Origin of the sequence: Achromobacter sp. ACRQX (assembly GCF_022346505.1) — a bacterium.
Taxonomy (GTDB): Bacteria; Pseudomonadota; Gammaproteobacteria; order Burkholderiales; family Burkholderiaceae_B; genus Achromobacter; species Achromobacter animicus.
The window spans coordinates 221,348-245,949 of sequence record NZ_JAKRML010000001.1; the positions used below are offsets into that span (position 1 = coordinate 221,348).

Below are 24,602 nucleotides of genomic sequence, written 5' to 3' on the forward strand. Positions count from 1 at the left end.
CGCCTATATATGGTGAATGCCGAATTACACCACGGCCGCGCGAGCGGCTCAGGCGGGGGCGGCAGCTTCCTGCGTGTCGACGATGTCGACGGAGAACGTCATTTCGGCGGTCTTTTCCAGCATGGCCGACGCCGAGCAGTATTTCTCGTGGGAAAGCTGCACGGCGCGTTCGACGGCCGCGCGCGGCAGGTTGGCGCCGGTGACGGTGAACGCGAAGTGAATCTTCGTGAAGACCTTGGGGTCGGTGCCGGCGCGCTCGGCCTGCAGCTTGACGCTGCAGCCCGTGACCGCGTGGCGGCCGCGCTTGAGGATCAGCACCACGTCATAGGCCGTGCAGCCGCCCGTGCCGGCCAGCAGCATTTCCATGGGGCGGGGCGCCAGGTTGTGGCCGCCGCCATCCACGGCGCCGTCCATCACGGCCACGTGGCCGCTGCCCGTGCTGGCGGTAAAGAGCATGCCGCTCGGGCCGCCCCAGTCGATCGTGCATTCCATTTCAGTGAGTCCTTGAGCTTGAGCGCAGTCAATGGCTGATGATACCCGTTGCGTACAATCCCGGGCAGGAGAACCCCACCCCGCATCAGGGGTGCAGGGCGTCCGCTTTGCCTAGGAGTTGCCATGTCCACCACGTTGTCCAAATCCGGCCCCGTTTCCCTGCGCCGCCGCCACGGTCCCCTGGATGCCCTGCTGGCCGAAACCGACCGTGCGCTGCGGGTGCTTTCGGGCAACGCCAGCGCCGGCCGCGCCTATCCCGCAACCGCCCAGGAATCGCCGCAAACCCTGTCCGTGCAAGAAAAACGCCACGCGGCGGGCCTTATGCGCGTCAACCACGTCGGCGAGGTCTGCGCCCAGGCGCTGTACCGCGGCCAGGCGTCGGTCTGCAAGGAACCCGGCCCGCGCGCGCTGCTGCTGAATGCCGCCACCGAAGAAGTCGACCATTTGGTGTGGTGCAACGAGCGCCTGAACGAATTGGGCAGCCGGCCCAGCCTGCTCAATCCGGTCTGGTACGCGGGCTCGTTCGCCCTGGGCGTCATGGCCAGCGTGGCCGGCGTGCCGCGCAATCTGGGCTTCATGGCCGAAACCGAAAAGCAGGTCGAAGCCCATCTCGACGAGCACCTGCGCACCTTGCCGGTGCAGGACGAACGCTCGCGCCAGATCGTGCAAAAGATGAAGGACGACGAGGCCCAGCACCGCGCCAGCGCAGAGCAGGCCGGGGGCGTGCCGCTCCCTGCACCCGTGAAAATGGCCATGCGCGCCATGTCCAAGGTGATGACGACCACCGCCTATTGGATCTGACCGGCCACTTGAAACCGCATCTGATAAAAATGTTGCAATGCGCAAATTTGGCCGCCTCGTGGTGCGTGAAGCACCATTTTGGTGCGGCGGCCAGGGTGGGAATACCCGCTATTGTTCAGGGTTAGTCCGAAAGGGGAAAACCCCTTCGGCAAAAACCCCGTTTTTGATCAGGGCATTGCCTGGCGCGGGTTTCCAGAGGGGCGCCGCGAATTTTGCAGCAAAAAAGCAACGCGGCAAACGCCTCTGAAAATAGATCAAAAAAAATCTTGCAACGCACAAAAAACGTAGGTACTATTCAGTCATTGGATGTTGAAACGCAGACGGCGCGGTGAAAACCCCGGAAGCGCAGCGAGCTGAAGTCCCGCTCCCAGCATGCCACGGTTGTCTCCTCCACCCTCCTCCTTTGGTGGATTTAGCCCGAGATCTCACGATCTCGGGCTTTTTTTTGTCCCGAATCGTTGCGTCCCTATTTGTAAGCGATGTCGGCAAAAAACCGCGCAGCGCAACGCCGCGCGGGGCCTCGGGGCCTTCGCGTTTTCCCTTGCATATTTCGCGTGCCCAGAGGCGGAACGCTCTACAATCCCCCACATGAAACCAGCACTGCCAGGCGCTCGCGCGCCAGCGCGTTCCAGTCACATGCGCGGCGGACGGATAACCCGCCTGCGCGCGTTACGTTCTGTGCCTCGGAATTGCACTTCCTTATCCCTCCCATATATGGGCGTTACACCTGCCTCCGATAATGGCGGGCCTGTCTCGATAGACCAACCAGAGGTGATCCAGTGACCTGGCTGTATATATGCGTGGTCGCGTTCATGGTGGGGGGACTCATCGTGGCGTCCGAGCGCTGGCATGGCGCTTTCACCGGCGATAGCGACCTCAACAAGCCCCAAGCCAATCACTCCCGCGCGACGCCCCGTGTCGGCGGTCTGGCGGTGCTTGCCGGTACGCTGGCTGGCCTGCTGGTCCTCGGACCCAGCAACATGACCCTGACCTGGCTGTGGCCCGCGCTCTTCGTCGCGGCGTTGCCCGTTTTCGTGGCCGGCCTGCTTGAAGACATTACCAAGGACATCGGCGCCAGCAAGCGTTTGCTGGCTGCCTTTCTATCTGCAGCCATTGCGTGGTGGCTGCTGGGCGGCGTCAGCCGCGTCGGCATGGCGCCTGTGGATTACGTGCTGTCGTACTGGCCCGTGTCGCTGCTGTTCACCATGTTCGCGGTGGGTGGCTGTACCCATGCGCTGAATATCGTTGACGGCATGAACGGCCTGGCCGGCATGGTCGCCACGTTGATGGCGGTGTCGATCAGCCTCGTTGCCCTGCAGGTCGGCGATGTGCCGATCTTCCTGGTGGCCGCGGCGCTGGCGTCGGCGACCTTGGGCTTCCTGGTGTGGAACTTCCCGTTCGGACGCGTGTTCCTGGGCGATGGCGGCGCGTACTTCCTGGGATTCATGCTGGCCGAACTGGCCGTGCTGCTGGTCGTGCGCAACCCGTCCGTATCGCCGTTCTACGCCCTGGCGGTCCTGTTCTACCCCGTATTCGAAACCGGTTTCTCGATCTGGCGGCGCCGCTTCAAACGCGGCGTGCCGGTTGACCAGCCCGATGCGCTGCACCTGCACCAGCTCGTGTTCCGCCGGCTGGTCCGGGTGACCTTCAGCCGCGGCCGGCGCCACGCCGTCCCCGCGCTTTGCAATGCGCTGGCGTCCCCGTACATGTGGGTGCTGGCGCTGATCGGGCTGGTGCCGGCCACGATCTGGTGGGACAACGCCTGGGCCCTGAGCGCCAGCCTGGTTGTCTTTGCCAGCGTCTATATCTGGCTGTATGCACGCCTGGTCTCCTGGCGCCGCCCGGGCTGGCTGTTGTTGCCGTCCGTGCTGCGAACCACCGAATAGTTCGAGTGCCCCGGCGATCTCCGCCGGGGGCTCGGTATCCATCACCAGACCATCTTTAAAATGCCGTAAACGTTCTACGGTGAAGGGAGAGTTATGTTGCGAATCCAGGATGTGAAACTCGCTGTCGTCGGCCTTGGCTACGTCGGTCTGCCCCTGGCCGTTGAGTTCGGCAAGAAGCGCCCGGTCATTGGCTTTGACATCAACACGCGCCGTGTCGACGCGCTGAAGGCGGGCCACGACCATACGCTGGAAGTCAGCGACGCCGAGCTGGCCGAGGCCAGCCAGTTGAGCTACACCGCCGAACGCGCCGAACTGGGCGAGGCCAACGTGTTCATCGTGACCGTGCCCACCCCCATAGACGAGTACAAGCAGCCGGACCTGACCCCGCTGGTCAAGGCCAGCGAAACGATCGGCGCGGTGCTCAAGCGCGGCGATATCGTCATCTATGAATCCACCGTCTACCCCGGCGCCACCGAAGAAGACTGCGTGCCCGTCCTGGAGCGCGTGTCTGGCCTGAAGTACAACGTCGACTTCTTCGCCGGCTACAGCCCCGAGCGCATCAACCCGGGCGACAAGGAACACCGCGTCAGCACGATCAAGAAGGTCACCTCCGGTTCCACGCCGGAAGTCGCCACCCTGGTCGACCAGCTGTACAAGGAAATCATCACCGCCGGCACGCACAAGGCGTCCAGCATCCGTGTGGCCGAAGCCGCCAAGGTGATCGAAAACACGCAGCGCGACGTGAACATCGCACTGATCAACGAACTGGCCCTGATCTTCAACAAGATGGGCATCGACACCGAAGCCGTGCTGCAGGCCGCCGGCACCAAGTGGAACTTCCTGCCGTTCCGTCCGGGCCTGGTCGGCGGCCACTGCATCGGCGTGGACCCCTACTACCTGACCCACAAGGCGCAATCCATCGGCTACCACCCCGAGATCATCCTGGCGGGCCGCCGCCTGAATGACTCCATGGGCAGCTACGTGGTGTCGCAGCTGGTCAAGTGCATGACCAAGCGCCGCATCCACGTGCAAGGCGCCCGCGTGCTGGTGATGGGCCTGGCGTTCAAGGAAAACTGCCCCGACCTGCGCAACACGCGCATCGTGGACATCGTTCGCGAACTGGGCGACTACAACGTCGACGTGGACATCTACGATCCGTGGGTCGACACCGAAGAAGCCATGCACGAGTACGGCCTGACCCCGGTGGCCAAGCCCGAGGAAGGCAAGTACGACGCCGTGATCCTGGCCGTGGCGCACAACCAGTTCAAGGACATGGGCGCCGAAGGCATCCGCAAGCTCGGCAAGCCGCAACACATCCTGTACGACCTGAAGTACGTGCTGTCGCCCGCTGAATCCGACCTGCGTCTGTAAAAGGATTTCGCCATGACCACACGATTCGAAACTGTCACCCAGGAACTGGCCGCCTCGCCGCGCAAGTGGCTGGTGACCGGCTGCGCCGGCTTCATCGGTTCGAACCTGCTGGAAACCCTGCTCAAGCTCGGCCAGTCCGTCACCGGCCTGGACAACTTCGCCACCGGTCACCAGCGCAACCTGGACGAAGTCCAGGCGTCCGTGTCGCCGGAGCAATGGTCGCGCTTCACCTTCATCGAAGGCGACATCCGTGACCTGGACGCGTGCCGCCGCGCGGCCGAAGGCGTGGACTATGTGCTGCACCAGGCCGCGCTGGGTTCGGTGCCGCGCTCGCTCAACGACCCCATCACGACCAACGACGTCAACATCGGCGGTTTCCTGAACATGCTGGTGGCGGCGCGCGACGCCAAGGTGAAGTCGTTCGTCTATGCGGCGTCCAGCTCCACCTACGGCGATCATCCCGCGCTGCCCAAGGTCGAGGAAAACATCGGCAAGCCGCTGTCGCCGTACGCCGTGACCAAGTACGTCAACGAACTGTACGCCGACGTCTTTGCGCGTTCGTATGGCTTCGAGACGGTAGGCCTGCGCTACTTCAACGTGTTCGGCAAGCGGCAGGATCCGGACGGCGCCTACGCCGCCGTGATTCCGAAGTGGACCGCCGCGATGATCCAGGGCAAGGACGTCACCATCAATGGCGACGGCGAGACCAGCCGCGACTTCTGCTTTGTGGAAAACGCGGTGCAGGCCAACATCCTGGGCGCGCTGGCCGCGCCCGAAGCCCGCAACCAGGTCTACAACGTGGCCGTCAGCGGCCGCAGCACGCTGAACCAGCTGTTCAGCTTCCTGGTGCAGGCCCTGGGCAACCAGGGCGTGGACTACGGCAAGCAGCCGGTTTACGGTGACTTCCGCGCGGGCGATGTGCGCCACTCGCAGGCCGACATCGGCAAGGCCAGCCGCCTGCTGGGCTACGCGCCCACGCATACGGTGCTGCAAGGCCTGGAAGTCGCCATGCCCTGGTACACGCAATTCCTGCGTTGAAAGCACTCGTCCGAAAACTCGGCAACATCCACCCGGATCATCAGCGCATCTTCAAGGGCGCGTTCCGGGTGGCGGTGTTTCTGCTGCTGGGCAAGGCCGCCGGCGCCATCAAGGAGATGGCGGTCGCGTACCGCTACGGCGTCAGCGACGCCGTCGACGCCTACCAGTTCACGATGACCATGGGCACCTGGCTGCCGGTCACGATCGTGGGCGTGCTGTCGGTGGTGCTGATCCCGGTGCTGGTGCGCCTGGCGCGCACCGGCGGGGCCGAGAAAGAACTTTTCATCCGCGAGCTTCAGGGCTGGGTCGCCGCCGCCGGCGTCGCCCTCGCTTTGCTGACGTGGTTTGCCTGGCCGTACGTGGTGGATCGGCTTGGGCAGGGCCTGTCGGCGCAAGTGCGCGCCATGACGGGCGACCTGCTTATCGCCTTCGCACCCGTGTCGGCCTTGCTGCTGATCGCGGGCATCAGCGCGGCGCGGCTGCGCGCACAGGAACGTCACGTCAACACGCTGCTGGACAGCGTGCCTGCCGTGGCGACGCTGGCTTGGGTCATGCTGGCCGTCAGCGCCGAGGGCGTCGGACCCCTGCTGTGGGGCACGCTCGTCGGCTACGCGATTCAGACTGTCTGGCTGGCCTGGCTGGCCGCGCGCGCCGACGGCGGTTTCTGGGGCGCGCCGCGCCTGTCGCTGAAGTCCCCGCACTGGCCCGAGCTGATGAGCGCGGCCGGCGTGATGCTGATCGGCCAGGTCGCCATGAGCTTCGTGGGCCCGCTGGACCAATATGCCGCCGCCAACCTGGGCGCCAATGCCAACGCCACGCTGGGCTACGCCAGCCGGCTGCTGTCGCTGCTGCTGGGCATCGGGGCCGTGTCGGTGGGCCGTGCCGCGCTGCCCGTGCTGGCCGACGTGCAGGCCCGCGGCGATACGGCGCGCGCGCGCAGCATGGCGCTCAAGTGGTCGCTGCTGATGGTGGTGGCGGGCGCCGCCGCCGTGGCGCTGGGCTGGGTGCTGGCGCCGTGGGGCGTGTCGGTGCTGTTCCAGCGCGGCGCGTTCACCGCGGAAAACACCGAAGCCGTCGCGCACGTGCTGCGCTGGGGGCTGCTGCAACTGCCGTTTTACTTCGGCGTGCTGATCCTGGTGCAACTGCTGGCCAGCCAGAACCGATATCGCATCATGGCCGCCATTGCGGTCGCCAATTTTGCGCTGAAGGCCGTGCTGAACACCGTGCTCGCGCCCCGCATGGGCGCGGCCGGCATCATGCTGGCCACCAGCCTCATGTATGTGCTGTCCTTCGCGTGCTACCTGGTGGTGGCGATGCGCAAGGCTGAACCCAAGGGGACCGATTGAATGTCCGTTGCCGACTCCGCTCGTCCGGCGCGCGTGTTGCTGTTCATCCATTCCCTGCATGGCGGGGGCGCTGAGCGCGTCGCCGCGGACCTCAGCGCCCATTGGGCGGCCGAAGGCAGCGAGGTCATGGTGGTCACGCAGGCCAGCGCCGATGGCGACGTCTATGCGCTGCATCCCAAGGTCCGGCGCGAAGTCCTGCACACGGCGGGCGAGGGCGGCGGGCTGCGCGGCATCCTCAGCAACCTGCAGCGCGTGCGCGCACTGCGCCGCGTCGTCAAATCTTTCCGGCCCGACATCGTGCTGGGCATGATGACCACGGCGTCCGTGCTGTCCGTGCTGGCCTGCGCGGGACTGAACTGCCGCGTCATCGCCACGGAACACACCCATCCGCCGTCGCAGACCCTGTCGGGTTTCTGGCAGCGGCTGCGCCGGCTGACTTATCCGCGTGCCGCGCGCGTCGTCGCCTTGACCCGCGGCACCGCCGACTGGCTCGAACAGCATGTGCCGGGCTCGCGGCTCGCGGTCATTCCCAATCCCGTCCACTTTCCGTTGCCGCGCGCCGAGCCCATCCTGACGCCGGCGCCGCAAGACGGCCGCAAGCGTCTGCTGGCGGTCGGCCGGCTGCATGGCGACAAGGGTTTTGATCTGCTGATCCAGGCCTTTGCGCACCTGGCGCCGTCGCATCCCGGCTGGGACTTGGTTATTCTGGGCGAAGGCAGCGAACGCCAGGCGCTCGAAGCGCAGGTGCGCGAGGCCGGCCTGGCATCGCGCGTCTCGATGCCGGGACGCGCCGGCAATGTGGGCGACTGGTACGACAGCGCCGATCTTTATGTACTGACCTCGCGCTTCGAAGGATTGTCCAATACCCTGCTCGAATCCATGGCCAGCGGCCTGGCGGCCGTGTCGTTCGATTGCGATACCGGCCCGCGCGAGATCGTCCGCGAAGGCATCGACGGCGTGCTGGTGCGGCCCAATGGCGACGTGCCGGCGCTGTGCAAGGCGCTGGACGCGGTCATGGCCGATGACAAGGGCCGCGCGCGCATGGCGCGGGCGGCCACCGACGTGCGCGACCGATTCTCGGCCGTGCGCGTGCTGCAGAAATGGCAGGAACTTTTTGACGGCGTGCGGGCGTCGGGCCGCTAGGGCCCCGCGCGCGCCGTTGCCACGGTGAACACGAGAACAACATCATGTGTGGAATAGTCGGAATTTGGGGTCCCCTGGGGAACAAGGCACAGGTGCTGGCCGATAGCTGCCGCCGCATCCGCCACCGCGGGCCGGACAGCAATGGATTCTGGGAAGACGCCGACGCGGGAATCGCGCTGGCGCACGTGCGCCTGGCGATCCTGGACCTGACCGAAGCGGGCCATCAGCCGATGACGTCCGCCTGCGGCCGCTACGTCATGGTGTTCAACGGCGAGGTCTACAACCACCTGGACATCCGCAAGCAGCTCGAGGAATCGGCGCTGGCGCCGGCGTGGCGCGGGCATTCGGACACCGAGACGCTCCTCGCCGGCTTTACCGCGCTGGGCATCGAGGCCACGCTGCAAGCCTCGGTCGGCATGTTCGCCATCGCGTTGTGGGACAAGGCCTCGCGCAAGCTCGTGCTGGCGCGCGACCGCATGGGCGAAAAGCCGCTGTACTACGGCTATTCCAATTCGGAGCTGGTGTTTGCGTCGGAACTCAAGGGCCTGATGCCGATTCCGGGCTTTGGGCGCAACCTGAACCGCAACGCGCTGGCGTCGTTCATGCGGCACAACTACATTCCCGCGCCGCAATCCATCTACGAAGGCATCGCCAAGCTGCCGCCCGGCACGTGGATCGAATTCTCGGCCGACGACGCGCGCAACCGCCGCATGCCGGAGCCGCGGGTGTACTGGTCCGCGCGCGAGGCCGCGGATGCGGCGTCGAGCGCCCGGCTCTCGTTCGACTCTGATGCGCAAGCCACCGACGCGCTGGAAAAGGTGCTGTCCAAAGCCGTGGGCGGCCAGATGCTGTCCGACGTCAGCCTGGGCGCGTTCCTGTCCGGCGGCATCGATTCGTCGACCATCGTGGCGCTGATGCAGGCGCAAAGCTCGCAGCCGGTGCGCACGTTTGCCATCGGTTTTCACGAGAAGGGCTACGACGAGGCGCAGCACGCCAAGGCCGTGGCCACGCACCTGGGCACCGATCACACCGAACTCTACGTCACCGCGGACGACGCGCTGGCGGTCGTGCCCACGCTGGCCGACATGTACGACGAACCCTTTGCCGACTCGTCGCAGATCCCCACGTCGCTGGTCACGCGCATGGCGCGCCAGCACGTGACGGTGGCCTTGTCGGGCGACGGCGGCGACGAACTGTTCGGCGGCTATTCGCGCTACTTCCGCGTGGACAACTGGTGGCGCCAGTTCGAGCGCGTGCCCGGGCTGCTGCGCAAGCCGGCCGGCGCGATGCTCAGCGCGTCCACCCATCTGCCCGGCCGCGGCGCATGGCGCGGCAAGGTCGGCAAGCTGGGCGAACTGCTGCGCGCCGACACGCGCGGCGAGTTCTACCGCGGGTTCGTGTCGTACTGGTCGGACCCGGCCAGCGTCGTGAAGGGCGGCGTCGAACCCCAGTCGGTGTTCGAAAGCGCCATGCAGGGATCGTTCTTCGAGTCGATGATGAAGCTCGACACGGTGACCTACCTGCCCGACGACATCCTGGTCAAGGTAGACCGCGCCGCAATGGCCGTCAGCCTGGAAACCCGCGTGCCGCTGATCGACCACCGTGTCTATGAATTCGCCTGGAGCCTGCCGCACCAGTACAAGGTGCGCGGCAACACCGGCAAGTGGCTGCTGCGGCAGGTGCTGCATCGCCACGTGCCGCAGGCGCTGGTCGACCGCCCCAAGCGCGGCTTCGCCGTGCCGCTGGCCGCGTGGCTGCGCGGTCCGTTGCGCGAATGGGCCGATGCGCTGCTGGATCCGGCACGCCTGCGTCAGGAGGGCTGGTTCGAACCCGAACCCATCCTGCGCAAATGGCGTGAGCACACGTCGGGGCATCGCAATTGGGACAGCCATCTGTGGGGCGTGCTGATGATGCAGGCCTGGCTGGATCGCTACCGCGCGGGAATGGACCAAGGGGGACCGATTGAGGACCGTTGACGAATGAAAATACTGATGCTGGTCAGCTCCATGCACGCCGGCGGCGCGGAACGCGTCGCGGCGACCCTGGTCAACGCATGGTCAGAGCGCGGCGACACCGTCATCCTGACGCCCACCTACTCATCCAAGGGCACCTGCTTTTATCCCCTGTCGGACAAGGTCCAGTTGTCGTGGCTGGCCGATCTGGCCGGCACCCGGGTGTCGGGCGGGATGGCGGCCTTCAAGCGGCTGCTGGCCCTGCGCAAGCACATTCGCGATTCGCGGCCCGACGTGGTGGTGTCTTTCCTGACCAACGTCAACGTGGCCGCCATTCTGGCCACGCGCGGCCTGAACGTGCCGCTCATCGTCTGCGAGCGCACCAATCCGGTCGCTGAAACCACCACGGGAACCGTCTGGCGCAAGCTGCGCCGCGTGCTGTACCCGCGCGCCGACATGGTGACGGTGCAGGCGGAAGACACCGCCGGTCCGTTCGCGCGCCAGGTGCCCGGCATCCGGCGGCTGGCCGTCATCCCGAATCCGCTGCCCGCGCCGCTGCTGGATGCGCCGCTGGTGCAGCAGCGTCACGAGGCCGGCCCGCGCGAACTGATCGCGATGGGGCGGCTGGTGCCGGACAAGCAGTTCAACCTTCTGATCGACATCTTTGCGCAGCTTGCGCCGGAATTTCCCGACTGGAACCTGCGCATCTGGGGCGAAGGCCCCGAGCGCGAGGCGCTGCAGCAGCAGGTGGCGCGTCTGCGCCTGCAATCGCGCGTCAGTTTGCCGGGGCGCACCGAAGCGCCGTGGGAAGAACTGGCGCGCGGCCAGGCCTTTGTGCTCAGTTCGCTGGTCGAGGGCTTTCCCAATGTGTTGCTGGAAGCGATGTCGCTGGGCTTGCCCTGCGTGGCGTTCGATTGCCCCAGCGGTCCGCGCGAGATGACGCGAGACGGCCAGGATGCGCTGCTGGTGCCGGCGGGCGACCGGGTCGCGATGACCGATGCGCTGCATCGTCTGATGGGCGATGTGTCGTTGCGCGAGCAGTTGGGCGCGCGCGCCGCCGCCGCCGTGCGCCAGCGTTATGCGCTGTCCAGCGTGCTGACCGAATGGGATGAACTGTTCGAAGCGGTGCGGGAGGGGCGATGAGCACCCGGCCGCTGCGCATTCTGCATGTCATCACGGGGCTGGGCCAGGGCGGCGCCGAATCGGTGCTGACGCGCCTGGCGACCTGGCCGGACGCGGACGTCGAGCACACGGTCGTGTCGCTGACCGATGAAGGTTTGTATGGCGAGCGCCTGCGCGCGGCGGGCGTTGCGGTGCATGCCCTGGGCATGAAGCGCGGCCGCGTCAGCCTGGGCGGCTTCCTGGCGCTGCGCCGCCTGATCGCCACGAACCGTCCCGATGCCGTTCAAACCTGGATGTATCACGCCGACCTGATTGGCGGCCTGGCCGCCCGCCTGGCAGGCGTTCGCGCCATTGCGTGGGGCATCCGCAATTCCGGCGCGCACCTTGAGCGCAGCAGCCGGTCGGCGCGGCTGGTGCTGCGCGCGTGCGCGATGCTGTCGGGCAGCGTGCCGCGCGCGATCGTCTGCGCGGCGCAGAACGCGGCCGAGCGCCACGCCGAAAAAGGCTACCGCCGCGACCGCATGGTCGTGATCGCCAACGGCTATGACCTGTCGCGCTACGCGCCGGATCCGCAGGCGCGCTCGCGCGTTCGCGCCGCATGGGGACTGTCCGAAGACGCTCCCGTGATCGGCTGCGTGGCGCGGTGGGATCCGCTCAAGGACCACGCCAACCTGCTGCGCGCCGTGGCCGCGCTGGTGCGCGATGGACGCGACGCGGGGTTGCGCTGCGCGCTGATCGGCCGCGACATGACCGAAGGCAACGCGCAGCTGGGCGCCTTGCTCGACAAGCTGGACCTGCGCGACCGCGTGGTGCTCAACGGTCCCAGCGACGACGTGCCCGCCGTCATGAACGGCCTGGATGTGCACGTGCTGTCGAGCTGCGCCGAAGGCTTTCCGAACGTGGTGGCCGAAGCCATGGCGTGCGGCGTGTATTGCGTGGTGACCGACGTGGGCGATGCCGCCTACATCGTCGGCGACACCGGCGTGGTGGTGCCGCCCGAGCAGGCCGAGGCCCTCGCCCGCGGCATCGAATCCGCGCTGGGCGATGTGGCCGCGCGCGGCCGCGAGCGCGCGGGCGAGGCTGGTCGCGCGCGCGTCCTGGAACACTTTGATCTTGCACGCATGGTGCAAAGCTACATCGCCGTCTGGCGCCGTATTTCTGGAGTCCAAGCATGAGCGCCGGACGCTGCCTGCTGTTTGTCGTCAACAATCCGGCGTTCTTCATGTCGCACCGCGTGCCGGTCGCCCTGGCCGCGCAGAAGGCAGGCTACGACGTCCACGTCGCGACGATGGACGGTCCGGCGGTGGCTGACATCCAGGCGCTGGGCATGACCCATCACGCGATTCCCATGACGCGCAGCGGCAAGCATCCGCTGCAGGAACTGGGCACGCTGCTGGCGCTGGTGCGCCTGTTCCGCCGGCTGCGTCCCGATGTAGTGCATCTGGTCACCATCAAGCCCGTGCTGTACGGCGGCATCGCCGCGCGGATTGCGCGGGTGCCCGGCATGGTGGCGGCGATCTCCGGATTGGGATTCGTGTTCCTGTCGAACTCGCTGAAGATGCGGCTGGTGCGCGCCGTGGTGGCGCGCCTGTACCGTGTCGCGCTGGGCCATCCGAACAGCCGCGTGATCTTCCAGAACGCCAACGATCGTGACCTGCTCAAGTCGCTGGGCGCCGTGCGCGAGGACCAGGTGGTCATCATCCGCGGCGCGGGCGTGGATCTCGACGCCTATCGGTCCACCCCGGAGCCGCCCGCGCCGCCCGTCGTCGTCACGACGGTGGCGCGCCTGCTGCGCGACAAGGGCGTGCAGGAGTTCGTGCAGGCGGCCAAACTGCTGCGTGAACGCGGCGTGCCGGTGACGATGCAACTGGTGGGCGGCCTGGACGCTGGCAATCCGACGTCCGCCACGCAGGCCGACGTCGATGCCTGGCAGCAGGACGGCTGCGTGCAGGCGCTGGGCGAGCGTTCGGATGTGGCGGCGCTGTACGCGGCCGCGCACATCGCGGTGCTGCCGTCCTACCGCGAAGGTCTGCCGAAGTCATTGATCGAGGCCGCGGCCTGCGGCCGGGCGGTCGTGACGACCGACGTGCCGGGCTGCCGCGATGCCATCGAACCCAACGTGACCGGCCTCCTGGTGCCGGTGCGCGACGCCGCGGCGCTGGCTGACGCCATTGCGCGCCTTGCGCAAGACGCGGCGTTGCGTCAGGCGATGGGCACGGCGGGCAGGGTGCTGGCGGAGCGCGAGTTCGACATCAACCAGGTCGCTCGCATCCACGTCGCGCTGTACGACGCGCTCAGCGCCTGATCGCGTCGATCCAGAACCGCGTGGACGGATCCTGCTGGCTGGGTTGGGGCGCGTCCAGCTCGCGCATGATGTTCTTGGCCAATACCTTGCCGAACTCCACGCCCCACTGATCGAACGGGTTGATGCCCCAGATCACGCCCTGCGTGAACACCTTGTGCTCGTACAGCGCCAGCAGCGCGCCCAGCGTGAAGGCTTCGAGGCGCGGCAGCACGATCAGCGACGATGGCCGGCCCCCCGGATGCACGCGGTGCTGCGCCAGCAGGCGCGCACGCGCCGGGTCGCGTTCCGTGGCGGAGGTTTCCGCCAGGGCTTCTTCAAAGGTCTTGCCGCGCAGGAGCGCCGAGCGCTGCGCCAGGCAGTTGGCGACCAGCAGCTCGTGGTGCCGGGCATAGGCATGGTCGGGCTGCTCGCACAGGATGAAATCCACGGGCGCGCCCGTCGTGTCCTGATGCAGCCATTGGAAGAACGTGTGCTGGCAATCGGTGCCCGACATGCCCCACACCGCGGGGCCGGTCGCCACGCCAGCGGGGCTGCCGTCGGCGGTCGCGACCTTGCCCAGCGATTCCATTTCAAGCTGCTGGGCCCACGGCACGATGTGATACAGCCGCGAATCGTATGGGGTGATGACCAGCGAGTCGTAGCCCAGCACGCTGCGGTTGGCCACGCCGGCCAGCGCCATCTGCACGGGGGCGTTCTCGGCCAGCGGCGCGGTGCGGAAATGGTCGTCCATGGCCGCTGCGCCCGCCAGCAGCTGGTCAAAGGTGTCGTTGCCGAGCGCCAGCGCGACCGGCAGGCCGATGGCGGACCACAGCGAATAGCGACCGCCCACCCAGTCCCAGATCTGGAAGATGTGATCGGGCAGGATGCCCAGGTTGAGTGCCGCCTCGACATTGCAGGTGATCGCGACGACTTGCTTGATGGGGTCGGCGACGCCGGCGTCGCGCAGCCAGTTCATCGCCACTTCGGCGTTGGCCAGCGGTTCGGTCGTGGTGAACGATTTGGACGCGACGATGACCAGCGTGTTGTGCGGATCCAGGCGGCTCATCGCATCGGCGACCGAGTGCGAATCCACGTTGGAGGCGAAGCGCACTTCGCGCCGCACGCCCTCGTGGCGCAGGGCACGGGTGACCAGGCGCGGACCCCAGTCGCTGCCGCCAATGCCCAGATGCAGCACGCCGCTGTATCGGCCCGCCGCGTCGGCCGCCCGCACGAACTCGCGCATGCGTTCGCGCTCGGCCAGCACCGCCTTGGCCACCATGGCGGGCGGCTCGGCCGCGCGCAGGGCGGTGTGCCAGGCGGCGCGTCCTTCCGTCCAGTTGGCCTGGCCGCCGTCAAACAGCCGCGCGCGGCTGGCCTCGAAGTCCTGCTGCACCAGCAGCGCCTGCGAGGCCGCCAGCAGGTCGGGCGACTGCGCCTGGGCACTCAGATCCAGGCGCAGCCCGGGCGCATTGATGAGGCGCAGCTTCTGGCCGTCCCGGGATGCCGTACGTGTTGCGGCGATGAACTGCTGCCACGCGGGGCTGTTGGCTAACGACATGGGCGGATCAGAAGGGCAGTGTCGCGTTCGGCGCCAGCTTGCCGAGTTCGCGGCGGAAGTCGGCCTGGATGCGCGCGAGCGCCGCTTCGCTTTGCGCCTCGAAACGCAGCACGACGACCGGCGTGGTGTTCGACGGCCGCGCCAGGCCAAAGCCATCGGCGTACTCGGCGCGCACGCCGTCGATCGTGATGACGCGCTTGGCGTCGGGGAACTGGCCTTGATCCTGCAACGCCTTGACCAGCGTGAACGGCTGGCCTTCTTCCATTTCGAGCTTCAGTTCCGGCGTGGACACGTCCTGCGGCAGGGCTTCCAGCGGCTCGCAGGCGTCGGCAAAGCGCGACACGATCTCCAGCAGGCGCGCGCCCGTGTAGAGGCCATCGTCAAAGCCGTACCAGCGTTCCTTGAAGAAGATATGCCCGCTCATTTCGCCGGCCAGCGGTGCGCCGGTTTCGGCCAGCTTGGCCTTGACCAGAGAGTGGCCCGTCTTCCACATCAGCGCGTTGCCGCCGGCCGCTTCGACCGACAGGCCGACGTGGCGGCTGCACTTGACGTCATAGATGATGGTGGCGCCGGGATTGCGCTCGAGCACGTCGCGCGCAAAGAGGACGAGCTGGCGATCGGGCCAGATGATCTGGCCGGACTTGGTGACCACGCCCAGGCGATCGCCGTCACCGTCAAAGGCCAGGCCAAGTTCGCAATCGGTCTCGGCCACGTGCTTGATGAGGTCCTGCAGGTTCTTGGGTTCGGCCGGGTCGGGATGGTGGTTGGGGAAGTTGCCATCCACCTCGCAGAACAGTTCGTCGACCTCGCAGCCCAGCGCGCGGAACAGCTGCGGCGCGACCGCGCCGGCCACGCCGTTGCCGCAATCGATGGCGATCTTCATGGGACGCGCCAGCTTGACGCCGGAGGCCACGCGGGCAATGTAGGTCTGCGCCAGGTCGAGCTGGCGGCGCGTGCCGGCCTCGGCCGCGGGCGCCGGGGCATCGCCATTCATGGCCTGCGCCAGTTGCTGGACGTCGTCGCCGTACAGCGCGCGGCCGCCCATCATCATCTTGAAGCCGTTGTACTTGGGCGGGTTGTGGCTGCCGGTGATGGCAACGCCGGACCCAGTTTGCATGATGTTGGCCGCGAAGTACACGAGCGGGGTGGGAACCATGCCGACGTCCAGCGTATCCACGCCGCCTTCGAGCATGCCTTCCTGCAACGCGAGGGACAGCATTTCGCTGCTGAGGCGGCCATCGCGGCCAACCACGAGCGTCTGCACGCCTTGTTCGCGGGCGCGGGCGGCGAGCGCCACGCCGAGAGACCGGGCGAAGGCCGCGTCGATCAGGTCCGGCACCGTGCCGCGAATGTCATATGCCTTGAAAACAGAGGCCGGAAATTGTGTATTGTTGCCCACGACGGTTCCTTGTTGAGGGGGACAGCGCGGCGGCTGCCGGGTAATGGTAAACCCGCACATCCAAACCGCTATGGCAAGGGCCAAAGCTGGATTATCCCCCATCGGCGCGGGGGGCTTCATCCTTCGGGCGGAGTAGGGCATTTACCCGGTGCCGGCCTGCCCCGCCATGGTGCGGCGCATGGGGCGGCGCCGCCTGTTTCCGGTGCACGTCCGCAGGCAAAAAAGCCGCTTGCCGGGCGGGCGCGCATGGCACAAAAGTTGCTCGTCATCCGAAGGTGATACGCTTGCCGGGCAAGCAGAAAGACCAGGAGGGGCCATGGGCGCCAAAGTATCCACAGTCATGTCATCGGGCGGCGCCACAAGCAGGCGGGGACCACCCACGGACTTTGCCGGTCCGGCGGCCGGCCGCGAACGCAGGCTTGATATCCACGTCTTTGCCGCGGCAACGGGCGATCTGGCCGCTGGCCGCGCCTGGGAGCGCAGCGTCTGGCGCGATGCGCGCGTCCTCATCGCCGAATGCCCGGCGCCGCATCTGGCGGCATCGATCGAAAGCGCGCTGCGCACGGTTGCCGCCAGCGTGGCGCGCGACCGCGGCTGGCAGGCCGCAGGTACCGTGTCCTTCTCGCTCGACGACCGCAGCGGCGTCTTCCGCGTCATCGACGCGCAGGCGCGGGCCCGCACGCCGGACATGCCGGTTGCCGAACACGATCCCATCGCGCCGCACGTGCTGGAAGTGCGCATCGACGGTTGCGGCGATCGCCGCCTGCCATGCACTCACCTCATGGTCTGCGGCGCCACCCGTGGCGAAGTCCTGCGCCGCGCCTACCGCGCCTTGTCCGAATTGCCCGGCCCCGCCGGCGTGGACCGCGCCTTCCTGATGGAGCGCATCGCCTCCCACGCCTTCTGCTCGGGCATGACGGGCACCCGGCTGGACCAGGCGGTCGGCTGACAGGTCCAACAGACACCCGCAGGGGGCTTCGGCGGGCGCCGCCCAGCCCCTACAATAGTCCGCACATCCGATGAACAGCGCCCGGCCCTCGGCGGCCGGGCCGACTCTCTGTGCGGCACCCATGACACTGCTGAGCGATCTCCAGGCCCTCTTGGGCGATTCCCACGTGCTGACCGGCGCGGACGCGGATTCCTATGTGCTGGATTGGCGCCGCCGCTATCGCGGCGCGGCCCTGGCGGTGATCCGCCCCGGTTCCACGGCGGACGTGGCCGCCGCGATCAAGCTGTGCGCGCAGCACGGCGTGCCCGTCGTGCCGCAAGGCGGCAATACCGGCCTGTGCGGCGGCGCCACGCCTGACGACACCGGCACCGCGGTCGTCCTGTCCACGGCCCGGCTCACCGCGGTGCGCGCACTGGATACCGACAACGACACCATCACGGTCGAGGCCGGCTGCATCCTGCAGGCCGTGCAGGAGGCCGCAGCGGCAGCCAACCGGCTGTTCCCGCTGAGCCTGGCGGCCGAAGGCAGTTGCACCATCGGCGGCAACCTGGCCACCAACGCCGGCGGCACGCAGGTGCTGCGCTATGGCAACACGCGCGACCTCACGCTGGGCCTGGAGGTCGTGACCGCCGAAGGCGAGATCTGGGACGGCCTGCGCGGCCTGCGCAAGGACAACACCGGCTACGACCTGCGCGACCTGTACATCGGCAGCGAAGGCACCCTGGGCATCATCACGGCCGCCACCCTCAAGCTGTATCCGCGTCCCGTGGCGTCCTGCACGGCGCTGCTCACGCTCGACAGCATCGACAACGCCGTCGAGGTCCTGTCGCGCGCCCGTTCCGGATTTGGCGCCTCGCTGACCGGGTTCGAACTCATGAGCGGCGCCTGCCTGCAAGGCGTGGTGCGGCTGTTTCCGCAGCAGCGCCTGCCTTTTGAAGGCGAGTCGGCGGCTTCGCCGTGGTTCGCGCTGCTGGAACTGTCCGACAGCGAAAGCGAAACGCACGCCCGCGAGCGCTTCGAGGCCGTGCTGGGCGACGCCATCGAAGCCGGCCTGGTGAACGACGCAGCCATCGCCGCCAACGTGTCGCAAAGCAAGGCGCTGTGGCATCTTCGTGAAAGCATTCCGCTGGCCGAGGCCGAGCTGGGCAAGTCGGTCAAGCACGATGTCTCGATCCCCATCTCGTCGATCGCCGGGTTCGTGCACAAGACCAACGCCTTGCTGCAGGCGCGCTTTCCGGGCGTGCGCCACGTGATCTTCGGCCACCTGGGCGACGGCAACCTGCACTACAACGTGGCCCATGCACCCGGACAGACCGAAGCCGAGCTGCTGGCGCTGCAAGGCGAGATCTATGGCGTCGTGCATGACAGCGTGCACGCGCACAAGGGATCCATCAGCGCCGAACACGGCGTGGGTCAGCTCAAACGCGACGAACTGCCGCGCTACAAGAACCCCGTCGAACTGGCGTTGATGCGCCGGATCAAGCGGGCGCTGGATCCCCAGGGTCTCATGAACCCCGGCAAGGTGCTGCAGGCATAACGCGGCCAGGATCGCAGACCATGAAAACCCCTCCCGCAGCGGGCGCGAACCACCGGGTGCTGATCGTCGAAGACGACCATGTCATCGCCGGCAATCTGTACAGTTTTCTGGAGGCGCGGGGCTTTCTGCCCGATGTGGCGTACAGCGGACCCGCGGCCCTTCAACGGTTGCAGGAACAGCGTTTTGACGCCGTGCTGCTGGACATCGGCCTGCCCGGCATGGACGGCAACGCCGTGCTGCATGACATGCGCACGGAACGGCGGCTGGCCGTGCCGGTGCTGATGCTGACCGCGCGCGACAGCCTCGAAGACAAGCTGGCGGGCTTTTCCCATGGCGCCGACGACTATCTCACCAAGCCGTTCGCGCTGCTGGAAGTGGAAGCGCGGCTGCTGGCGCTGATCCAGCGCGCCAAAGGGTCGACGGTCGATGCGGAGCGCACCTTCGGCCCGCTTCAGTTCGACGCGCGCAGCCGCGTCGTGTCGGTCAGCGGCGTGCCGGTCCACCTGACCCGCAAGGCGGGCCTCATCATCGAGGTGCTGCTGCGCGACCCGGGCCGCGTGGTGACGCGTGAAGAACTGGAATCGGTCCTGTGGGGCAACGAACCGCCCTCGTCCGATGCGCTGCGCAGCCAGGTCCATCTGCTGCGGCGCGCGCTGGCCGACGCGGGTTTTGACGGCATCGAGACCGTGCACGGCACCGGCTGGCGCCTGACGCTGCCCGCCGCCGCATCATGAGCCGCGCCGCCGCCGGCACGCTGACCCAGCGCGTGGTCTGGGCGCTGACGGGCACGGTCGCGCTGTTCGTCACGGCGCTTGCCCTCCTGGCCTACCTGACGTTCGACCAGATGGAAGACGATCTGGTCAACGACATCCTGAACACCGAGATGGACCGTCTGGTCCAGCATGCACGCAGCAGCGACGAGTTCCTGCCGCGCCACGGCGCGCGCGAACTCGGCGGATCCATGCGGGCGTGGCTCAGCGTGGACGGCCAGCCGCCCGCCGGCATGCCGCCGGAACTGCTCTCGCTGGAAAACGGACTGCACCTGATCGAACCTGGCGCCTACACCTGGCACGTGATGGTGGCCGAGACGGGCCGGGGCACCGTGTACCTGCTGTACGACGCCACCGACAACGAAGAGCGGGTGCACGACTTCGGGCTGATCGTGCTGGGCGTGGGCGCCATCTGCGTCGTGCTCGCCTACGGGTTGGCGCGTCGTGTGGCCGGCGTGGCGGTCGGACCGTTGCTGGATCTGACGGACCGGCTGTCGACCTGGGCGCCGGGCTCGCCTGACATGGCCGTCACGCGCGACGACGAGGCAGGACGTCTCATCGAAGCCTTCAACCGGGTGCAGAACCAGGTGGACCGGTCCATCGCCCGCGAACGCGAGTTCGCCAGCAACCTCAGCCACGAGGTGCGCACGCCGCTGGCGGCGATCCGCTCGGACAGCGAGCTCATGCTGCTGACGCAGGCATTGACGCCGGATCAGCAGCAACGCCTGACGCGCGTGGTGGACAACGTGGACGACGTCATCGTCAGCCTGGAAAGCGCGCGGGCAATGGCGCGCGACGAACTGCGCGCGCCGGAACCGGTAGATATCGCCGAATGCATGGAAGATGCGTGGCGGGGCCATGCCGCCCAGGCCAGTCTGGCCGACCTGCGCTTTGACAATCAATTGCCCGCCGGCCAGGTGCTGACGCTGGACCGCTACGCCTTGCTGACCGTGCTGCGCAACCTCGTGCGCAACGCCATCGAACACGCCGCACCGGCCACGCTGACCGTGGCGCTGGACGCGGAGGGCGGATTGGCGTTGCGCGACAACGGCAAGGGCATTGCGGCCAGCGATCTGCCTTTTCTGTTCCGCCGCTATTTCAGCGGCCGCCTGCGCGATTCCGGCGTGGCGGGCGGCGACGAGACGGCGCGCGGGCTGGGCCTGGCGATCGCCAAGCGCGTCTGCGACATGCAGGGCTGGTCGCTCAGCGTCGAATCCTCGCAAGCAGAAGGCCCGGCGCGCGGCACGCGCTTCCTGCTGCGTTTCGAGCCCGACGAGCGGGGCCGCCCGACGGCGCAAATTTGACGAATTTTCGACTGGCGGGGCCGTAAAGTGCGCTGGCCCGAAACGTCCGGATCTTCGTCTCCATGCCGTCCCCATTGCTGCAGTCCCCCCTGGCGCCGGCGCTGCATGCGCCGACAAGAACCCGTTATCTGCTGACCCACGTCGCGGGCGTGACGCTGTTGCTGGCCTGTATGGCCTGGTGGTCTCAGGTGTCGGGACTGGACATGCGCATCGCGCGCGCGCTGTTCGATCCGCTGCTGGACGACTTTCCGCTGCATGGCAGCCGGTGGCTTGAAATGCTGGGCCACCGGATGGTGCTGGCGCTGCCGATCAGCGTGGGTCTGGCCGCGGCGGGCGTTGCGGCGGGCAGCTACCGCATCGCGGCGTGGCGGCGCTGGCGCGGGGTGGCCTATGCCGTCGCGATCACGTGCCTGACGGGGCAACTGCTCATTACGCAACTCAAGCATCACACCATGCTGCCGCGCCCCTACGATCTGGAGACGTTGGGCGGCTATACGCCTTATCCGGTGCACTGGTGGACCTGGGCAAAGGCGCGCGCCGGCGGCGCGTTGCCCAGCGGCCATGCCGGCGCCGGCTACGCCTTGCTGACCCTTTACTTCGCGGGGTGGGCGTTGGGCCGCCCGGCGTGGCGCTGGAGCGGACTGGCGATCGGCGTGGCGGCCGGGGTGGGGTTTTCGGCGGTGCGCATTCTGCAGGGCGCGCATTTTCTCAGCCAGACGCTATGGTCCGCCGCCCTGATGTGGCTGCTGGCTTCGGTGTTCTTCTATCCGCTGATCGCGGGGCGGGCGCCCGGATGCCCGCCCCGCCCGCACCGCGTCAGTTGAGCAGCACGCCCGGCAACCATAGCGAGAACGCCGGCACATAGGTCACCAGCGCCAGCGCGGCCAGCAGCGCGCCGTAGAACGGCCAGATGGTGCGCATGACCGTCCCCACGGATACCCCGCCGATGGCGCACCCCACAAACTGCGTGGTGCCCACCGGCGGCGTGTTCAGCCCCAGCGCGCAATTCAGCAACAGCACCATGCCGAACTGCACCGGCCCCATGCCGTACTGCATGCAGATCGGCAGGAAGATCGGCGTGCAGATCAGGATGGTGGCGGCCATGTCCAGGAACGTTCCCAGGACGAACAGGATGATGTTGACCATCAGGAAGATGGCCCACGGCTCCGTCGAGATGGACGCCATCAGCTGCCCGGTCTTTTCGGCCACGCCATAGAAGCTGATCAGGTAGCCGAACGTTGCCGAAATGCCGATCAGCAGCAGCACCACGCCCGTGGTCTTCACGGCCTTGCTGGCGGCGCGCACGAACTGGTCCCAGGTCAGCGAGCGGTAGACGAAGATCGTCAGCGCCAGGGCGTAAAGCACCGCCACCGCCGCGGATTCCGTCGCGGTGAAGACGCCGCTCAGGATGCCGGTGATGATCAGCACCACCACGAACAACCCCGGCGCCGCGGCGACCAGCGAGCGGAACACGATGTGCCAGCCCGGAAAGGTGCCTGCCGGATAGCCGCGGCTGCGCGCCACGAAATACGCAGCGGCCAGGTTGCACACGGTCAGGATCAGGGCGGGCACCACGCCTGCCGCGATCAGCGCCGCGATGGACACCTTGCCGCCCGCGGCCAGCGTGTAGATGATGATGTTGTGGCTGGTCGGCATCAGCGCGCCCACCAGCGCCGCGTGGGTCGTGACGTTCACCGCGTAGTCGGCGTGATAGCCCTCGCGCTTCATCATCGGGATCATCACGGACCCCATCGCCGACACGTCCGCCACGGGCGATCCCGACACCCCGCCGAACAGCGTGCAGGCCACCACGTTGGACATGCCCAGGCCGCCCCGCACATGGCCCACCAGCGATTTGGCGAAGTTCACGATGCGGTCGGCGATGCCGCCGTACAGCATCAGTTCACCCGTGAAGATGAAGAAGGGGATGGCCAGGAACGAAAACGCGTTCATGCCCGAGGTCATCTGCTGGAAGGCCACCGCGAGCGGCAGGTCCTCGTACATGATGGCCGTGATGGACGACAGCCCGATGGCAAAGGCCACCGGCACGCCGATCACGAGGAACCCCATGAAGGTGAAGGAAAGCAGTGTCAGCGCCATGCCGGGACCACCTTCTGGTTGCGCAGGATCGCGATGATGTGCTCGATGGAAAAGAGCGCGATCAAGGTGCCCGACAGGGTTGCAGGAACGTACTTCCAGGCGTTGGAGATGCCCAGGTTCGGAATCTTGTAGGCCGCGACGGACTCGGCCAGCACGCCGCAATTCCAGGCCATCAGCACGCCGAACAGCAGCACGAGCAGATGGATGAAGATGCGCAGCCGCCGCTGCCCGGCGGCGGGCAGGGCGTCCAGCAGGGACTCGAAGCCGATGTGTCCGGCGTCGCGCACGCCGACCGCGGCGCCCAGCATGGTGACGTACAGCACCAGCAAAAGGGCCAGGCTTTCCGCCCAGGTCGGCGTGCTGTTCAGAACGTGGCGGCCGAAGATCTGTAACGAGACTGCGACGATCAGGCAGATCAGCCCGAAGACGCTGGTCCACATGCAGATTCGCGCCAGCCGGGCGCAGGCGCGGGAGTAGGCATCCAGCGGGGCAGCCAGGGCTTCTTCCCGGCCCCCCGCGGCGACATCTGGTTCATTCGTGGGTGTGGCCAACATGATGTCCTCACTGCACGGCCTGGATCTTGGCGACCAGATCCTTCATTTCAGGGGTGGTGACAAAGCGTTCGTACACCGGCTTCATCGCACCCTGGAACGAGGGTTTATCGACCTGCGAGATCTGCGATCCGGCCTTCTCGACCACGGCGCGCGACTTCTGCTCGCGTTCGTCCCACAGCTTGCGCATGTACGGCACCGATTCGCGCGCGGCCTCGCGCAGGATTTTCTGGTCGTCCGGCGGCAGCTTGTCCCACTGGCGCTTGGAGAAGATCAGGATTTCGGGCGTCATCGTGTGCTCGGTCAGCGAATAGAACTTTGCGACCTCGTAGTGATGCGCGCTCTCGTAGCTGGGAAAGTTGTTCTCGGCCGCATCCACCAGTCCGGTCTTGAGCGACGTGTAGACCTCTCCCATCGGCATCGGCGTGGCGTTGCCGCCCATCGCTTCCACCATCGCGACGGACAGGTCCGACTGCTGCACGCGGATTTTCAGGCCCTTGGCGTCGGCCAGCGTCTTGATCGGCTTCTTGGTCGTATACATGGAACGCGACCCGCTGTCGTACCACGCCAGACCGACGAAGCCCGCAGCCTCGCACGAGCGCAGGATCTGGTCGCCGATCTCGCTGTCCAGCACCTTGTGCAGATGCTCTTTGGAGCGGAACAGGAACGGCAGCGACGGCACGCGCGTGGTCTGGCAGATGTTGTGCATCGCCGCGCTGGAGACGCGGGACATGGCCAGCGCGCCCAGCTTCACCTGCTCGATCGAATCGTCTTCGTTGCCGAGCGCGCCGCCGGAAAACACCTTCACGGTGATACGGCCGTTGGTCCGTTGCTTGACCAGTTCGCCGAAGTGGCGCACGGCCTGCACAGTGGGGTAATCGTCGGGATGGATGTCCGCGGAGCGCAGCTCGGCGGCGTGGGTGGCGGGAATCAGCGTCAGCAAGGCGGCCGCGGCCAGAACGGCGCGGCTCAGGTGAGGGTGCAGCATGTCTACCTCCG

At 67.2% G+C, this 24,602-nt stretch carries 21 protein-coding genes; 15 read left to right on the forward strand and 6 right to left on the reverse strand.

The genetic code is table 11. The features are described from left to right. Positions 1 to 48: 48 nt before the first annotated feature. Positions 49 to 492, reverse strand: a complete 444-nt coding sequence (locus MHZ91_RS00950; protein ID WP_239211502.1) for an OsmC family protein — start codon at positions 490 to 492, stop codon at positions 49 to 51. Between the two features lie 123 nt (positions 493 to 615). Between MHZ91_RS00950 and coq7 the strand changes: the two genes are divergently transcribed. The 10 genes from coq7 to MHZ91_RS01000 all read left to right on the forward strand — a co-directional run bounded on the left by coq7 (position 616) and on the right by MHZ91_RS01000 (position 13,456). Further along, positions 616 to 1,293 (forward strand): 2-polyprenyl-3-methyl-6-methoxy-1,4-benzoquinone monooxygenase, encoded by a 678-nt coding sequence (coq7, locus tag MHZ91_RS00955; protein ID WP_175122508.1) that lies wholly within the window; start codon positions 616 to 618, stop codon positions 1,291 to 1,293. Positions 1,294 to 2,072: 779 nt separating this feature from the next. Next, positions 2,073 to 3,179 (forward strand): glycosyltransferase, encoded by a 1,107-nt coding sequence (locus MHZ91_RS00960; RefSeq protein WP_175122509.1) that lies wholly within the window; start codon positions 2,073 to 2,075, stop codon positions 3,177 to 3,179. A gap of 93 nt (positions 3,180 to 3,272) precedes the next feature. Beyond that, positions 3,273 to 4,550 carry a Vi polysaccharide biosynthesis UDP-N-acetylglucosamine C-6 dehydrogenase TviB gene (gene tviB / locus MHZ91_RS00965; protein WP_239211504.1) on the forward strand — a complete coding sequence of 426 codons (1,278 nt, stop codon included), beginning with the start codon at positions 3,273 to 3,275 and terminating at the stop codon, positions 4,548 to 4,550. Positions 4,551 to 4,562: 12 nt separating this feature from the next. Then, a complete protein-coding gene (locus MHZ91_RS00970) occupies positions 4,563 to 5,588 on the forward strand; it encodes an SDR family oxidoreductase (protein ID WP_175122511.1) in 1,026 nt (341 codons plus the stop codon). Then, the gene (gene murJ / locus MHZ91_RS00975) at positions 5,585 to 6,934 is read left to right on the forward strand and encodes a murein biosynthesis integral membrane protein MurJ (protein ID WP_175122512.1); all 1,350 of its coding nucleotides are present in this window, start codon (positions 5,585 to 5,587) and stop codon (positions 6,932 to 6,934) included. The genes MHZ91_RS00970 and murJ overlap by 4 nt, the downstream gene beginning before the upstream one ends. Beyond that, positions 6,935 to 8,077, forward strand: coding sequence for a glycosyltransferase family 4 protein (locus MHZ91_RS00980; RefSeq protein ID WP_175122513.1), 1,143 nt, complete (start codon positions 6,935 to 6,937; stop codon positions 8,075 to 8,077). Between the two features lie 44 nt (positions 8,078 to 8,121). Next, positions 8,122 to 10,053 (forward strand): asparagine synthase (glutamine-hydrolyzing), encoded by a 1,932-nt coding sequence (gene asnB, locus MHZ91_RS00985; RefSeq protein WP_239211531.1) that lies wholly within the window; start codon positions 8,122 to 8,124, stop codon positions 10,051 to 10,053. Positions 10,054 to 10,056: 3 nt separating this feature from the next. Next, complete coding sequence (locus tag MHZ91_RS00990; protein ID WP_175137796.1) at positions 10,057 to 11,172, forward strand: glycosyltransferase family 4 protein; 1,116 nt, start codon at positions 10,057 to 10,059, stop codon at positions 11,170 to 11,172. Further along, positions 11,169 to 12,326, forward strand: a complete 1,158-nt coding sequence (locus MHZ91_RS00995) for a glycosyltransferase (RefSeq protein ID WP_175137795.1) — start codon at positions 11,169 to 11,171, stop codon at positions 12,324 to 12,326. The genes MHZ91_RS00990 and MHZ91_RS00995 overlap by 4 nt, the downstream gene beginning before the upstream one ends. Then, positions 12,323 to 13,456 carry a glycosyltransferase family 4 protein gene (locus MHZ91_RS01000; protein WP_239211533.1) on the forward strand — a complete coding sequence of 378 codons (1,134 nt, stop codon included), beginning with the start codon at positions 12,323 to 12,325 and terminating at the stop codon, positions 13,454 to 13,456. The genes MHZ91_RS00995 and MHZ91_RS01000 overlap by 4 nt, the downstream gene beginning before the upstream one ends. On the opposite strand, the gene pgi is transcribed toward MHZ91_RS01000, so the two are convergent. Both pgi and MHZ91_RS01010 read right to left on the reverse strand, forming a co-directional pair. Next, positions 13,446 to 14,993: a glucose-6-phosphate isomerase gene (pgi, locus tag MHZ91_RS01005; protein ID WP_239211559.1), complete on the reverse strand. Its 1,548-nt coding sequence runs from the start codon at positions 14,991 to 14,993 to the stop codon at positions 13,446 to 13,448. The genes MHZ91_RS01000 and pgi overlap by 11 nt on opposite strands. Before the next feature lie 7 nt (positions 14,994 to 15,000). Then, entirely contained in the window at positions 15,001 to 16,392 is a 1,392-nt protein-coding gene (locus MHZ91_RS01010; protein WP_175137792.1) for a phosphomannomutase/phosphoglucomutase, read from the reverse strand. A gap of 316 nt (positions 16,393 to 16,708) precedes the next feature. On the opposite strand from MHZ91_RS01010, the gene MHZ91_RS01015 reads away from it, so the two are divergent. From MHZ91_RS01015 to MHZ91_RS01035, 5 genes are all read left to right on the forward strand, one after another. Next, positions 16,709 to 17,341, forward strand: a complete 633-nt coding sequence (locus tag MHZ91_RS01015; protein WP_239211562.1) for a BPTD_3102 family carboxylase-like protein — start codon at positions 16,709 to 16,711, stop codon at positions 17,339 to 17,341. 121 nt (positions 17,342 to 17,462) lie between these two features. Further along, a complete protein-coding gene (locus MHZ91_RS01020; protein WP_239211565.1) occupies positions 17,463 to 18,878 on the forward strand; it encodes an FAD-binding oxidoreductase in 1,416 nt (471 codons plus the stop codon). Positions 18,879 to 18,898: 20 nt separating this feature from the next. Continuing rightward, complete coding sequence (locus tag MHZ91_RS01025) at positions 18,899 to 19,612, forward strand: response regulator transcription factor (protein WP_175122522.1); 714 nt, start codon at positions 18,899 to 18,901, stop codon at positions 19,610 to 19,612. Continuing rightward, positions 19,609 to 20,952, forward strand: a complete 1,344-nt coding sequence (locus MHZ91_RS01030) for a HAMP domain-containing sensor histidine kinase (RefSeq protein WP_239211579.1) — start codon at positions 19,609 to 19,611, stop codon at positions 20,950 to 20,952. The genes MHZ91_RS01025 and MHZ91_RS01030 overlap by 4 nt, the downstream gene beginning before the upstream one ends. Positions 20,953 to 21,014: 62 nt before the next feature. Next, positions 21,015 to 21,776 (forward strand): phosphatase PAP2 family protein, encoded by a 762-nt coding sequence (locus MHZ91_RS01035; RefSeq protein ID WP_239211592.1) that lies wholly within the window; start codon positions 21,015 to 21,017, stop codon positions 21,774 to 21,776. Here the strand turns inward: MHZ91_RS01035 and MHZ91_RS01040 are convergent. The 3 genes from MHZ91_RS01040 to MHZ91_RS01050 are packed head-to-tail and all read right to left on the reverse strand — an operon-like array spanning position 21,769 to position 24,591. Continuing rightward, positions 21,769 to 23,052, reverse strand: a complete 1,284-nt coding sequence (locus tag MHZ91_RS01040; RefSeq protein ID WP_175122524.1) for a TRAP transporter large permease — start codon at positions 23,050 to 23,052, stop codon at positions 21,769 to 21,771. The genes MHZ91_RS01035 and MHZ91_RS01040 overlap by 8 nt on opposite strands. Continuing rightward, entirely contained in the window at positions 23,043 to 23,606 is a 564-nt protein-coding gene (locus MHZ91_RS01045) for a TRAP transporter small permease (RefSeq protein ID WP_175122525.1), read from the reverse strand. The genes MHZ91_RS01040 and MHZ91_RS01045 overlap by 10 nt, the downstream gene beginning before the upstream one ends. Before the next feature lie 7 nt (positions 23,607 to 23,613). Beyond that, positions 23,614 to 24,591: a TRAP transporter substrate-binding protein gene (locus MHZ91_RS01050; protein ID WP_175122526.1), complete on the reverse strand. Its 978-nt coding sequence runs from the start codon at positions 24,589 to 24,591 to the stop codon at positions 23,614 to 23,616. Between the last annotated feature and the right edge of the window lie 11 nt (positions 24,592 to 24,602).

Coding starts and splice junctions, on each gene's coding strand:
- MHZ91_RS00950 (WP_239211502.1), bottom strand. CDS start 492: ATGGAATGCACGATCGACTGGGGCGGCCCGAGCGGCATGCTCTTTACC.
- coq7 (WP_175122508.1), top strand. CDS start 616: ATGTCCACCACGTTGTCCAAATCCGGCCCCGTTTCCCTGCGCCGCCGC.
- tviB (WP_239211504.1), top strand. CDS start 3,273: ATGTTGCGAATCCAGGATGTGAAACTCGCTGTCGTCGGCCTTGGCTAC.
- MHZ91_RS00970 (WP_175122511.1), top strand. CDS start 4,563: ATGACCACACGATTCGAAACTGTCACCCAGGAACTGGCCGCCTCGCCG.
- MHZ91_RS00980 (WP_175122513.1), top strand. CDS start 6,935: ATGTCCGTTGCCGACTCCGCTCGTCCGGCGCGCGTGTTGCTGTTCATC.
- asnB (WP_239211531.1), top strand. CDS start 8,122: ATGTGTGGAATAGTCGGAATTTGGGGTCCCCTGGGGAACAAGGCACAG.
- MHZ91_RS00990 (WP_175137796.1), top strand. CDS start 10,057: ATGAAAATACTGATGCTGGTCAGCTCCATGCACGCCGGCGGCGCGGAA.
- MHZ91_RS00995 (WP_175137795.1), top strand. CDS start 11,169: ATGAGCACCCGGCCGCTGCGCATTCTGCATGTCATCACGGGGCTGGGC.
- MHZ91_RS01000 (WP_239211533.1), top strand. CDS start 12,323: ATGAGCGCCGGACGCTGCCTGCTGTTTGTCGTCAACAATCCGGCGTTC.
- pgi (WP_239211559.1), bottom strand. CDS start 14,993: ATGTCGTTAGCCAACAGCCCCGCGTGGCAGCAGTTCATCGCCGCAACA.
- MHZ91_RS01015 (WP_239211562.1), top strand. CDS start 16,709: ATGGGCGCCAAAGTATCCACAGTCATGTCATCGGGCGGCGCCACAAGC.
- MHZ91_RS01020 (WP_239211565.1), top strand. CDS start 17,463: ATGACACTGCTGAGCGATCTCCAGGCCCTCTTGGGCGATTCCCACGTG.
- MHZ91_RS01025 (WP_175122522.1), top strand. CDS start 18,899: ATGAAAACCCCTCCCGCAGCGGGCGCGAACCACCGGGTGCTGATCGTC.
- MHZ91_RS01030 (WP_239211579.1), top strand. CDS start 19,609: ATGAGCCGCGCCGCCGCCGGCACGCTGACCCAGCGCGTGGTCTGGGCG.
- MHZ91_RS01035 (WP_239211592.1), top strand. CDS start 21,015: ATGCCGTCCCCATTGCTGCAGTCCCCCCTGGCGCCGGCGCTGCATGCG.
- MHZ91_RS01040 (WP_175122524.1), bottom strand. CDS start 23,052: ATGGCGCTGACACTGCTTTCCTTCACCTTCATGGGGTTCCTCGTGATC.
- MHZ91_RS01045 (WP_175122525.1), bottom strand. CDS start 23,606: ATGTTGGCCACACCCACGAATGAACCAGATGTCGCCGCGGGGGGCCGG.
- MHZ91_RS01050 (WP_175122526.1), bottom strand. CDS start 24,591: ATGCTGCACCCTCACCTGAGCCGCGCCGTTCTGGCCGCGGCCGCCTTG.